Source organism: Domibacillus indicus (genome assembly GCF_000970685.1).
GTDB lineage: Bacteria > Bacillota > Bacilli > Bacillales > Domibacillaceae > Domibacillus > Domibacillus indicus.
Genome location: NZ_LAJB01000002.1, coordinates 276,576 through 287,983, shown reverse-complemented (window position 1 = coordinate 287,983; position 11,408 = coordinate 276,576). Strand labels below are relative to the sequence as shown.

15 protein-coding genes are annotated in these 11,408 nt (G+C 37.7%); 13 read left to right on the top strand and 2 right to left on the bottom strand.

What is annotated here, in order from left to right; translation table 11 throughout:
- Nucleotides 1-131: 131 nt before the first annotated feature.
- The 8 genes from VP98_RS01685 to VP98_RS01650 all read left to right on the top strand — a co-directional run bounded on the left by VP98_RS01685 (nt 132) and on the right by VP98_RS01650 (nt 6,996).
- Nucleotides 132-1,328, top strand: coding sequence for an MFS transporter (locus VP98_RS01685; RefSeq protein ID WP_046173568.1), 1,197 nt, complete (start codon nt 132-134; stop codon nt 1,326-1,328).
- Between the two features lie 156 nt (nt 1,329-1,484).
- A complete protein-coding gene (locus VP98_RS01680) occupies nt 1,485-2,333 on the top strand; it encodes an aldo/keto reductase (RefSeq protein ID WP_046173567.1) in 849 nt (282 codons plus the stop codon).
- A 247-nt stretch (nt 2,334-2,580) separates the two neighbouring features.
- Nucleotides 2,581-2,802 carry a hypothetical protein gene (locus VP98_RS01675; protein ID WP_046173566.1) on the top strand — a complete coding sequence of 74 codons (222 nt, stop codon included), beginning with the start codon at nt 2,581-2,583 and terminating at the stop codon, nt 2,800-2,802.
- Between the two features lie 408 nt (nt 2,803-3,210).
- Nucleotides 3,211-4,083 (top strand): YitT family protein, encoded by an 873-nt coding sequence (locus VP98_RS01670; protein WP_046173565.1) that lies wholly within the window; start codon nt 3,211-3,213, stop codon nt 4,081-4,083.
- Between the two features lie 42 nt (nt 4,084-4,125).
- Nucleotides 4,126-4,446: a hypothetical protein gene (locus VP98_RS01665; RefSeq protein ID WP_046173564.1), complete on the top strand. Its 321-nt coding sequence runs from the start codon at nt 4,126-4,128 to the stop codon at nt 4,444-4,446.
- Nucleotides 4,447-4,634: 188 nt separating this feature from the next.
- Nucleotides 4,635-5,087, top strand: coding sequence for a CBO0543 family protein (locus tag VP98_RS01660; protein WP_046173563.1), 453 nt, complete (start codon nt 4,635-4,637; stop codon nt 5,085-5,087).
- A 215-nt stretch (nt 5,088-5,302) separates the two neighbouring features.
- A complete protein-coding gene (locus VP98_RS01655; protein WP_046173562.1) occupies nt 5,303-6,190 on the top strand; it encodes an ABC transporter ATP-binding protein in 888 nt (295 codons plus the stop codon).
- Nucleotides 6,187-6,996 (top strand): ABC transporter permease subunit, encoded by an 810-nt coding sequence (locus tag VP98_RS01650; RefSeq protein ID WP_046173561.1) that lies wholly within the window; start codon nt 6,187-6,189, stop codon nt 6,994-6,996. Before VP98_RS01655 ends, VP98_RS01650 begins: the two co-directional genes overlap by 4 nt.
- 62 nt (nt 6,997-7,058) lie before the next feature.
- Here VP98_RS01650 and VP98_RS19040 read toward each other — a convergent pair whose 3' ends face one another.
- Nucleotides 7,059-7,265 (bottom strand): hypothetical protein, encoded by a 207-nt coding sequence (locus VP98_RS19040; RefSeq protein WP_231584095.1) that lies wholly within the window; start codon nt 7,263-7,265, stop codon nt 7,059-7,061.
- 106 nt (nt 7,266-7,371) lie between these two features.
- Between VP98_RS19040 and VP98_RS01640 the strand changes: the two genes are divergently transcribed.
- From VP98_RS01640 to VP98_RS01630, 3 genes are all read left to right on the top strand, one after another.
- Complete coding sequence (locus tag VP98_RS01640) at nt 7,372-7,731, top strand: hypothetical protein (RefSeq protein WP_231584094.1); 360 nt, start codon at nt 7,372-7,374, stop codon at nt 7,729-7,731.
- Nucleotides 7,732-8,152: 421 nt separating this feature from the next.
- Entirely contained in the window at nt 8,153-8,470 is a 318-nt protein-coding gene (locus VP98_RS01635; RefSeq protein WP_046173559.1) for a PadR family transcriptional regulator, read from the top strand.
- Nucleotides 8,457-9,023 (top strand): DUF2812 domain-containing protein, encoded by a 567-nt coding sequence (locus tag VP98_RS01630; protein WP_046173558.1) that lies wholly within the window; start codon nt 8,457-8,459, stop codon nt 9,021-9,023. The genes VP98_RS01635 and VP98_RS01630 overlap by 14 nt, the downstream gene beginning before the upstream one ends.
- A gap of 397 nt (nt 9,024-9,420) precedes the next feature.
- Here the strand turns inward: VP98_RS01630 and VP98_RS18730 are convergent, their stop codons facing one another.
- On the bottom strand, nt 9,421-9,579 hold the full coding sequence (locus tag VP98_RS18730; protein WP_046174100.1) for an integrase: 159 nt from the start codon (nt 9,577-9,579) through the stop codon (nt 9,421-9,423).
- A gap of 162 nt (nt 9,580-9,741) precedes the next feature.
- Here VP98_RS18730 and VP98_RS01620 point away from each other — a divergent pair, with 162 nt between their 5' ends.
- Both VP98_RS01620 and VP98_RS01615 read left to right on the top strand, forming a co-directional pair.
- On the top strand, nt 9,742-10,446 hold the full coding sequence (locus tag VP98_RS01620; protein ID WP_046173557.1) for a polysaccharide deacetylase family protein: 705 nt from the start codon (nt 9,742-9,744) through the stop codon (nt 10,444-10,446).
- 229 nt (nt 10,447-10,675) lie between these two features.
- On the top strand, nt 10,676-11,377 hold the full coding sequence (locus tag VP98_RS01615) for an AraC family transcriptional regulator (RefSeq protein ID WP_046173556.1): 702 nt from the start codon (nt 10,676-10,678) through the stop codon (nt 11,375-11,377).
- Nucleotides 11,378-11,408: the final 31 nt, after the last annotated feature.

The window sequence follows — 11,408 nt, the reverse complement described above, 5'->3', positions numbered from 1 at the left end:
ACAACAGCAGGTTTGGAATTACATCGCTTCAAAACCTCTAATTTCCATCACCAATCAGGAGGAATCACCGTTTCGCGAACGGGGGCTGGGAGCATTTTATTTTTTATGAAAGATAGGAGTTGTTTCTTTTTGTGAAAGAAAATAAATTGTTGATTTTCATATTGACCATAGGTGTTTTCGGCATCTTAAATACGGAGATGGGGGTTATCGGGTTATTGCCTTCCATTGCTGATCACTTTGATGTCAGTATAGCGCAGGCAGGCTGGACGGTGAGTTTTTTTGCTCTTGCTATTGCGGTATCGGGGCCGACGATGCCGTTATTGCTATCAGGAATCAATCGAAAAAAGGTCATGCTGCTTGTATTAAGCGTATTCGTTGTGGGAAACATCGCATCCGTGTTTGTCACGAACTTTACCCTTCTATTAATCATTCGCATCGCACTGGCTCTTTTCCATCCGGTTTATTGTTCCATGGCATTTACCGTAGCCGCTTCCTCAGTAAAACCTGAAGAAGCTCCAAAAGCTGTTTCTAACGTGTTTATAGGAATATCTGCCGGTATGGTAGCCGGCGTACCGATCGCAAGCTTTATTGACAGCGCTCTTTCGTATGAAATGGCGATGGCCTTTTTTGCTATTGTAAATGCATTTGTATTGGCCGCTACATTCATTTTTGTGCCGTCTATGCCTGTGGAAAAAAGACAATCGTACGGTGAACAGCTTGCTGTTTTGAAAAAATCCATTATATGGGTTTCTATCGCAGCTGTCATTTTATTAAATGCTTCTGTATTCGGGGTATACAGTTATATTGCTGAGTACCTGGAAACGGTTACCCGAATGTCTCCGAATACCATCAGTTTAACGCTATTCGTTTTCGGTGGAGCCAATATGATTGGAAACATCGTTGCAGGGAGGCTGCTCACGAATAGTCCTGTTAAGTCCGTCTTCACTTTTCCTTTGTTATTGGGAGCAGTTTACATTCTTTTATTCTTCACTGCGGAGCTGGCCGTACCTGTGGTAATCATCACTTTTCTTTGGGGTCTGCTGGCTGGAGGAATCATGGCGAATATAAATCAATATTTGATTGCATCCTCAGCTCCAGAAGCTCCTGATTTCGCCAATGGTTTATTTATATCAGCATGTAACCTAGGAACAACAGTTGGCTCAGCTGCAGGCGGGTTATTGATATCACAAATGGGTACACCATACGTTGTACTAACAGGAATTCTATCCGTAATTCTAGGTCTTGCTGTGATCCTGCTGCGGAACAATATGTTTAACGCTGCAGGACAAGCAGAAGAGCCTGGAGAAGGCGCTTCTGCTTCTAATTAAGCGAAGCACAGGGACCGTTTTCTTGCTTTGTCACAGATTGATCTATGGAGTAAACATGATATATGCGCTGCAAAAGTGATTTCTGGCCTCTGATCCATTTTTATCAGGAAATCATCTCGAAAGCAGCTTCAAAATTTGAGGTGAGGAGTGAAAAAAATGAATCAAGTAAAAATCGCAGGAAGGAACGTTTTTCCCATAGGCTTGGGAACCTGGAATATGGGAGACAAAGCAGATAAATTTGAACAGGAAGCTGAAGCGATAAGAGCTGGTCTTGACCATGGCGTTCAAGTTATTGATACGGCTGAAATGTATGGTGACGGAAATGCAGAGAGATTAGTTGCACATGCTATTCAGCCTTATAACCGTGAAGAATTATTTCTCATTTCAAAGGTTCTTCCTTCAAATGCCTCAAAAAAGCAATTACCAGTCAGTTTAGAAAACAGCTTAAAAAGATTAAAGACAGATTATTTGGATCTTTACTTACTCCATTGGAAAGGGAATATTCCAATGGAAGAAACCATTGAAGCTCTGGAGAAAGGAAAAAGTCAGGGGAAAATTAAATCATGGGGTGTTTCTAATGTAGATGTGGATGACCTGGGAAAAATCATGAAAATACCTGATGGAATAAACTGTGCAGCCAATCAGGTACGTTATAATTTAGGAGATCGAGGGATTGAATTCGATTTAGTGCCTATGATGAACAAACGTGAAATGCCATTAATCGCCTATGCCCCGGTTGCTCGGGGTGACAGCCTCGGCACTAACCTGACGAAACAAAAAGCTTTAAAGGAAATTGCTGAAAAACACCATTCAAATTGTTTTCAAATTTTATTGGCATGGTGTATTCGAAATGGCCAAACAATTGCTATACCGCAATCCAGTAATACTGCTCATGTGATAGATAATGTGAAAGCAGCTGAGATCCAATTAACACAGCAGGATTTGAAGCAGTTAAACTCCATCTATCCAAAACCCGGAAGGAAACAGCCGCTTGCTTTATGGTAAGCAGAAAACGTAGAAATTACTGTGCAGGAAAAATGGCAGCATATTAAAAATGATTACGGTTTTTTAAAAGCTGCCTCTTGGGGATAACTATAAAATTTTCGAATAAATGATAAACGTTATTTAACTTTTAAACGTACTATTGAGCAAAATATCTGCACTTGTGTTATAGTGAGGATCAAATATATACACGGGATTCTTTCAGACTTTTTTTAGTCACTTTCCTTTGTCAGGAAAGGAGACGATCGAATTGTCTTTAAAACATATAAAAGAAATGTTAGAGACGCTGTGTTACTATAATGCTGTTGAGATTACTCATACATTCAGCAAGAATGAACAGGCTTTTTTAAAAGCCAGCTGCAAAAAAAACACTGAAACCATACAGTTAACCTTTCTTAAATCCCAAGAGATTAAATATTATGATGATATAGATGAAGCCGCGGCTGTTATTGCAGAACTAATAAATGAATAATGATTTGACTGAGAACCTCTAAAACTTTTAGAGGTTTTTTTTTATTGCACAGTTTCGGTCTGCTATTAACCAATCTGACAGTATATTGCCGTTCAAATGAATTTCGCACAAACATGATTGATTCTAATCATGTTTTTTGGCGGGGTCAAGAGGCCAAAGAACAGGGGCAGTAACAAACATATACAGCGCCGAAATATGCTTCGCCATGAAACCACCGGCCAATTCGGAGCGGCCGTGATAATGAAGACCGCATCTAGTTATCCGGTAGCGGAGGATGCTTTAGGCGGCAAACGCCTTCATTTAGAAATTCTCTTCGTATAAATACCGCATCTGTTGCCTGGCAGTTAATGGTGTTTTAAATTTTATGGTAAACTTGAACAGGACAAAAGTGTACAGAGGAGAATTAGTATGAAGAAAATCAACAGGCGCAGGCCGAATAAATTGAAAATGCTGCTGCGGGGGCTGATGGTTATCCTCGGGGGATTTATCGCCGCATACGGCCTGGAAACAGTGCTGATCCCGAACAGCGTATCAGATGGGGGAGTGACAGGCCTAAGCATCGTGGGTTCACAATTGTTTGATCTGCCATTGGGAATTCTAATAGCAGTTCTTAACATTCCGTTTATCTGGTTAGGATACAAACAAATCGGAAAAAGCTTCGCCATTTTTTCAATTATCGGCATCGTTTCACTGGCTGCTGGCACGGTTCTTATGCACCATACCCCGGCTATTATTGAAGGCGATACATTATTGATTACCGTGGTTGGCGGGATTATTCTTGGTTTGGGGATGGGGTTAGCCCTGCGTAACGGCGGTGCCCTGGATGGAATTGATATGCTTGCGGTGCTGCTTTCCCGGAAATTGCCGTTTGGAACAAGTGATTTCATTCTTTTCTTAAATATATTTGTATTTATTGTCGTTTCATCCGTATTCGGCCTGCAGGGAGCGATTCTTTCGGCGATTGCTTACTTTATTGCTTCGAAAGTTATACATATAGTTGAAGAAGGATTAAGCGGCTCAAGAACCTTTCAAATTATTACCACCCATCCTGAATTAATGATAGAGACCATCCGTGACCGTCTGGGCCGGAGTGCCACCTATAAAGAAGCGTATGGCGGCTTTACCAATGAAAACTTTAAAGAAATCACCTGTGTGATTAACCGCCTCGAAGAAACCAAGCTGAAGGAAATTATCAATGAGATTGACCCGGAATCCTTTGTTACCGTATACGATGTAGCAGAAGTGAAAGGCGGCAATTTCAAAAAGAACGATATTCATTAAATCAAAACCGCACTCCTGAATAAAGCAAGGGAGGAGATAATAATGAAAATACATTTATTGATTTTTGTATCGTCCGTAAAAGAACAGCAGGAAAGCAATGCCGCGGAACTAATGATGAAAACATTTGAATCTGCTATCCGTCCGGCAAAAGGAGATATCATCGAGGACCCGGGATTCCATCCGGGATTTCACAATGGCTATGAAGTCGTGAAGGTCACACTCAATTACGCCGCAAATGAATGCTTTGTTTCACTGCACCCGCTTGTGCTGGAAAAGGAAGAAATCACGGCAGAGACCTACGTAGAAAGACTGAAAGAACACGGCTGGCGTGCTGTTTCAAAAGAAGAAGTGAAAACCATGTAAAAAGAAAAAATTCCACAAGCCGAATTCTCACTGTTTCGAGAATCGGCTTTTTCCATTTTTTTATTTTTTTCTTACAGGTGCCGTCCCCATCTGCCGATTTTGTGTATGATTATTGTGATGAAAGGATAATGTAAAGGATAAAACAGTGATTTGTTTTGGAAATGCATGCTAAAAGGAGCTGGCCTGATATGTATTTTTCAATTGTTTTCTTAGTTGTCCCCTGGGTGATCGCCTTGCTGCATCTGCAGCGAAAAGATAAGACATTGATTCCATTGATTGCCCCGTTTTCTTCTGTAAATGCATTTCTTGTAAATGGATTAGGCGTACAGTTTGGTTTTTGGCATGTGTATCCCTTTATCAGGCGAGAATTTTTCTCCACAATATCTTTTGACCTGGGGCTTTATCCTGTCCTGGGCTGTTATATGATTTATTTTATAAAGCAAAGCCGCAGAAATCCCTATTTCATTGTGGTTCTCATGGCATTCCTCACAGCGCTAATGGAATTCTTCTTTTTGCTGATGGGAAAAGTCGCATATGGAAATGGATGGAATGTTATTTGGACGTTTGTTTCATACTTTTTTCCCTATCTCTTTGGCTACTGGTTTTATCGTTATCTTCAAAACATAAAGGTGATAAACTGACACTATAATATGAGTACAGCCTAAAGAAAAATATATTTATATAAATTGAACGAATGGTTTACATACTGCTTCTTAGAAAAGCGGAGCCGCCAGTCCGCATCCCGCTATGCTGTTTTTTAAATGAATTCTAACAGGACAGTAAACGGACAATGTAAAAAGCTGTATTCAACTTATACAATAAATTTTTGAAGATTTCATTTTCGAGGAGGGGTTATATGATACAAATTCATGGTCTGACCCAGCAGTTTTCAAATGGAAGAGGAATATTTGATGTAACCTTCGAGGTGGAAAAAGGAGAGGTGTTCGGATTTCTGGGGCCGAATGGTGCAGGAAAGTCCACAACGATCCGCCATTTGATGGGGTATATAAAGCCGCAAGAAGGAGCGGCTGTCATCCATGGGTTTAACACCTGGGAACAACAAGAGAAAGCAAGAGCAAAAGTAGGCTATTTACCGGGAGAAATTTCTTTTATGGATGGAATGAACGGATTGGAATTTATTCAGTTAATGGCAGGTATGCAAGGACGAAAGGATAAAAAAAGGCGGAATGAATTGATTGAACGGCTTCAATTCGAGCCTAAAACGCCAATTCGTAAAATGTCAAAAGGGATGAAACAGAAAGTAGGCATTGTGGTTACATTCATGCATAATCCTGAGGTATATATATTAGACGAACCAACGTCAGGATTAGACCCTTTAATGCAAAAAGTCTTTATCGATCTTGTATTAGAAGAAAAAGCAAAAGGGAAAACCTTTCTCATGTCTTCCCACAGTTTTGCAGAAATAGAGAGAACCTGTGATAGAGCTGCCATTATAAAGGATGGAAGGATTGTGACCGTTCAAAACATCAATGACCTTCAATTTATGCAGCGGAAAATCTATGAAATTACTCTTGAGAATAAAAATGATGCAGAAAGAATTCAAGCATCTAATTTAATCATTGAAGACATAAATGGCAATGTGGTCCGGATCGTGGTCCAGGGGGATTACAATAAGCTGATAGAGGAATTATCTAAAGTTAATGTTACAAATATAAATAGTGTTAATCAAAGCCTGGAAGATGTTTTTATGAACTACTATGATGCGAAGGAAACTGTAAAATGAATATTTCATTGTTCAGGCAAATGGTGAAGCTAAATATGAAAAACTTTCTTTGTTTTGGGTTTGGCTCGGCTCTTTATGTCGTTTTAATGACATCTTTATATCCTCTGTTTGCCGATAATACCGAGGCAGTCAACGAGCTGATAAAGATTGTTCCTGAAACGATGAAAAACGCACTTGGCTTTGATTCTCTAACTAGTTATGGCGGATTTATCTCTGCTGAATATTTCGGTCTGTTTTTTCCTATTATTTTAGGTGTTTTTAGTGTAATGACGGCAACCCAACTGCTGGCGCATCTTGTTGATAAGGGATCTATGGCGTATTTACTTTCCACAAAGGTTTCTCGCAGTCAAATAGCTTTTACTCAAGGATTCGTCTTGATCAGCGGATTACTGCTTATCGTATCATTAACATTTTTAGGCGGTATCGCTGCGGGAGAAGCATTAATTGATGAACAATACTCGCTTGAATTTTATACATTTTTCCAGATAAACTTTGTTGGGTTTTTATTGTTTTTTGTGGTTGGAGGATATTCTTTTCTTGTTTCATCTTTATGCAATGACGAAAAAACATCGCTTGGTACAGCCGGTGCGTTAACCTTTATTTTTTATGGGTTAGATATGGCAGGAAAAATCAGCCCGGATTTTGAATGGCTGAGGAACATAACACCATTCTCCTTATACAACCCCAGTGAAATAGCAAGTGGTGATGCGGAGATATTCGTTCCTTCACTTATTCTTTTCGGAATGGGATGTTTTACTTATGCAGCGGCAGTTGTCGTGTTTAAACATCGCAATTTACCGCTTTAAATACATCGAATACCCCCTGCAACGTCACTTGCTGTGCAGGACAATACGATTGCTCACTATTTTTACTTTTTCAATTTAAAAACGATAAAATCAGCACATTTGAAATCTTCTTCGAATGAAGGATATTTTTTTAGCATCTCTTTTGATGGCGTAGGCTCTACCAGGCTTTCTAAGATAAAGCCTGTTTTGATTAACGTGTTTATATAACTTGTTAATGTTCGATGAAAGAATAACATTTTTTCGTTCTCGCCTAAACGCTGCTCATACATCCCTTCATAAAAGTATTTGTCTACGTTCCAGTGCAGCTTTTTGCCGTCGTTCGTTTTTTCCCAGCCGCTCCCTGAAACTGAAAATTATGATTACTGGGTTCTTTTAATGAGAAAATTTATCGAGCAATCAGACACCATAGAAATTCAATGCTGGAATGACGAGAAAGATATTATTAAGGAAACGACCCTTTTATTCAAAGACTCCTATGAAATAGTAAATGAAAGAAATACTGTTAGTATCAAAGGAAGCAAAACAGAGGAGATTTCAAACCGCCTGTTGTATAAGAATGTAAAAACAAACGGGAGATTAAAATGGTTTTCGATTTCTTTAGTCAAAAATAAGGCACTCCTTTTTCACTCTGAACATTGGGGAACAGAGTTTTTCGCTCCAAATATCAGTGAGGAAGATATAGCGTATATCAAATCCGTAACGCCAAAGGAGACAAATTTTCACCAGTATAAATAAATGAGTTTTATTCAACCGTTTCGGTCTACTGTTGATCAGTGAAATTGACTACAATATAAATGCGATTATGTTGTATTGAGAGCGTCCCGGATCTTTAGAATTTGGGGCGTTTTTTCGATTCAAGTGCAAGCTCGAGGAGATTTTTATAATGCATTTTATTGTACGAACAGGGCGGATTAATTCAAGAAGCATTTTTAGATCAGATGCAATAATCAGGCCATTAAATTAAATAAGATTAACACACAAAGTCGGTTTTCCTACGTAATGGAAACCGGCTTTTTTATATATTTTTTCTCAATTATAAATATTTTACTTTGAGTTCCTTCGATGAATTTTAAAAACGCTGTTGACTACTCAGTTGAACTGTATTATATTGTTATAAAGTTAAACTGTATAGTTGAACTGAATAAGGGGTGAAAGTATGAAACACAAATTATTGCCGTTGTCTGAAACCATGCATTATATTTTATTAGCCCTTCGTGAACCTCTCCATGGCTATGCCGTAATGCAGGAGATAGAAAAAATAAGTAACGGTGCCGTTATTTTAGCAGCTGGTACATTATACGGGGCAATTGAAAATTTAAGTAAACATGGTTGGATTGAACCTGTTGGAAATTCGGGCCGGAGAAAAATTTATAGGATAACTGCAGAAGGAACAGCCATATTGAGAATGGAACAAGAAAGGCTAACGCATATTTTATCCCTATACGAAGGAAGTGAATCCAATGAAGAAGTTTAAAGTGTTTTTTAATATTGAAAGAGAAGAGCAATGGCTGAACGAGCAATTACAAAAAGGCTATCGCTGCACAAATATTAGTGGATTAGGAATATACACTTTCCAAAAAACGGACAAAAAATATGTTATGCGGCTGGATTATCAAGATTATTTACCAAAGAAAAAACTCGAGGATTACAAAGGGATATATGAAGATTTTGGCTGGATCTATATAAATGACTCCTGGCTTGGGGGAATTCGATATTGGCAAAAAGAAGAGGATGATCAAAATGAAATCTTTTCGGACCGCCAATCAAAGGCTAATTATTATAAAAGATTAATGAGTTATTCATTTTGGTTAGGGATGCTGTGTCTGGCTTTTTCTTATAGGCCTTACGAAAATTCGGGATTATATCATGAAGGTCTTTGGAGTATGAAAGGTTCATTACTTTTAAAGGCCTTTTTGTTTGAAACTCCATTTGTCCTTTTGAAGTTGGCTCCTGCACTTCTGGTTGTTTTTTTTGGTATCAGTTTCTATAAATTTTATCGGAAATATTCAATATTAAAAGAAAAATAATACGAAGAGGTTAAGTATGGCGCTTTTGATTCAAAAAAGTAATGAGATAAATGTATCTATCACAATCGGGCGCATTGATTCACTATGGATTAATGCTTTTTTATGTAGGTTCCTCCTGGCACAAAAGGGGGCAGCATCCCTGTAATAAATAAACTTTTAAAGGAAGTTTGTAAACAGATGAACTTAAACGATAGAGGGCAAGAGTTTAATGGAGCAACGATGGTTATTTGAACCTCATTGCTCTTAATGATTTTTTAAAAATACTTCTGATGAAATTCCTTCCTAAGTTGACCACGTAACTCCGCATAGATTCGAGTTGTTTTACTTTTTTCATGTCTCATTAAACTTTGTATCACTTCAATGGGGGCGCCATTATTTAACTAATTTTAGATAAATATTATTTTAATTGTTCCGCTGTAAGTGAATTGATTTCTATATCTCCCAAATGACGAATAAGCAAGGTAACTTGAAGTTGATATGCTTTTAATGTTTTCGGAGAGAATCCTTCTATTCGCTCATCCGAGTCATACATTTCCCATGCTTGTGATAATAACAAAATACACCCCCTTAAAATTTCTTTTAAAGGAATTATTGACTTGACTATAGAACTTGAAACGGAAGAGACTATTCAATGAATCATGGCAGGCTGCTTCAATAAAGCATTTGCATTTAAAATACCAGGCGTTATATAGCAGCCTTTGAAAGAAAGGAAACACAGATGAAAAAGAAACTAATATTTTTTGGAATTGGCTTTTTGTTAATAGCTCTTTTATTCGCAGGAACTTTTAAAGTGACAAAATTAAGAACCTTTCAATTATTTGGAGGGTTAACATATCAGGTTGAAACGGAAAACAAGGTTCTTGCTTTAACATTTGACGACGGTCCGACAAAGAATGTGGATCAGATTCTGCCTTTATTGGATAAATACGAGGCAAAAGCTACCTTTTTTCTTATTGGAAAGGATATTGAAAAATACCCTGAAGAAGCAAAAAAATTGGTAGAAGCAGGGCATCAAATTGGAAATCACACCTATTCACACAAAAGAATGGTTTTAAAATCTCCCGCTTTTATTAAAGAAGAAATTGAAAAAACGGATGAGTTGATTAGAAAGTCTGGATATAAGAGCGAAATTGACTTTCGACCTCCTTACGGGAAAAAATTTGCGGGATTGCCTTATTATTTAAATAAGCACAACAGAGAAACGATTATGTGGTCTTTAGAACCGGATAAATATTACACAAGTGCTGATGAAAAAGTAAAATATGTGGTGGAGAACATTAAACCAGGGTCGATAATCTTGCTGCATCCAATGTACGATCAAACAGGTGGGGCAATGCAAGCGATTGAAGATATTTTAAGAGAACTTACGAACGAAGGGTATAAATTTGTGACTGTGGATGAGCTTCAAGAATTGTCCCCATGAAAATTACTTTTTACTCAACTAACGGGTGTGTTGATCCAAAAGGGTCAGCGCTTTTTCTGTTGAATTATTAAACAAACGATGCAGTATAGTGAAAGAGATAGATTATGAATAAAAAGAATGAGAATTATCATGCTAAGAAGAGAAAATAAAATATGGGGCCTCTTTCTAAACTATTCATATATTTCTGGTTTAAATTTATAATAATATATTAATGAATAGGGGGGAGATCATGGAAAGTTTCAATCAAATATTATGTGAGAAAAGGTCATATTCTAGAGAGTTTCATTCACATCAGCATGAATATGGGCAATTGCTTTTTCCATTACAAGGTTCCTTAGAGATAATAACACAGTGGCAGGAGATAAAACTTGACTCAGATTACTGTTTTTACCTTCCTCCGGGGTTTGAGCATACCTTTCGTGCACTGGACAGGAATGAGTTCTTAATCTTAGATATTCCCTTGCGATTTTTGCCGGATGACACAAGTAGTATGTATACTCCGGTGGATAAAAAGTGGGATTCAATCCGTTATTTGCTTTTGGAGGAATCAAAGAATAAAGAGAGTACTGGCGCTTTAATAGAGTTAACTAGATATGTAACCAATAAATTTCAAATGACCAATTCTCCCTCAATCGACTATATTCATAAACATTTTAGAGAGTCAATTAGATTGAAAACTTTAGCTGAAATAGAGCATTACCATCCAGTATATTATTCAACATGGTTTAAGAAAAAAACAGGAAAAAGCCTAAAAGATTATATAGCTGGAATTCGTTTACAAGAGGCTAAAATCTTGCTGAATTCAACAGTATGGTCTATGACAAGGATTAGTGAGGAGTTAGGTTTTGTGAATTCTTCATCGTTTACAAGATGGTTTGTTAAATCTGAGGGATTGTCCCCGCAAAAGTATAGACTCCTTAATAAAGGATAAAAAGGATATGAAACTTGGTAAAGAAATTGTT

Coding starts and splice junctions, on each gene's coding strand:
- VP98_RS19040 (WP_231584095.1), bottom strand. CDS start 7,265: ATGTATGAGCAGCGTTTAGGCGAGAACGAAAAAATGTTATTCTTTCAT.
- VP98_RS01615 (WP_046173556.1), top strand. CDS start 10,676: ATGGAAAGTTTCAATCAAATATTATGTGAGAAAAGGTCATATTCTAGA.
- VP98_RS01630 (WP_046173558.1), top strand. CDS start 8,457: ATGAAGAAGTTTAAAGTGTTTTTTAATATTGAAAGAGAAGAGCAATGG.
- VP98_RS01620 (WP_046173557.1), top strand. CDS start 9,742: ATGAAAAAGAAACTAATATTTTTTGGAATTGGCTTTTTGTTAATAGCT.
- VP98_RS01655 (WP_046173562.1), top strand. CDS start 5,303: ATGATACAAATTCATGGTCTGACCCAGCAGTTTTCAAATGGAAGAGGA.
- VP98_RS01640 (WP_231584094.1), top strand. CDS start 7,372: ATGAGAAAATTTATCGAGCAATCAGACACCATAGAAATTCAATGCTGG.
- VP98_RS01665 (WP_046173564.1), top strand. CDS start 4,126: ATGAAAATACATTTATTGATTTTTGTATCGTCCGTAAAAGAACAGCAG.
- VP98_RS01635 (WP_046173559.1), top strand. CDS start 8,153: ATGAAACACAAATTATTGCCGTTGTCTGAAACCATGCATTATATTTTA.
- VP98_RS01650 (WP_046173561.1), top strand. CDS start 6,187: ATGAATATTTCATTGTTCAGGCAAATGGTGAAGCTAAATATGAAAAAC.
- VP98_RS01660 (WP_046173563.1), top strand. CDS start 4,635: ATGTATTTTTCAATTGTTTTCTTAGTTGTCCCCTGGGTGATCGCCTTG.
- VP98_RS01670 (WP_046173565.1), top strand. CDS start 3,211: ATGAAGAAAATCAACAGGCGCAGGCCGAATAAATTGAAAATGCTGCTG.
- VP98_RS01680 (WP_046173567.1), top strand. CDS start 1,485: ATGAATCAAGTAAAAATCGCAGGAAGGAACGTTTTTCCCATAGGCTTG.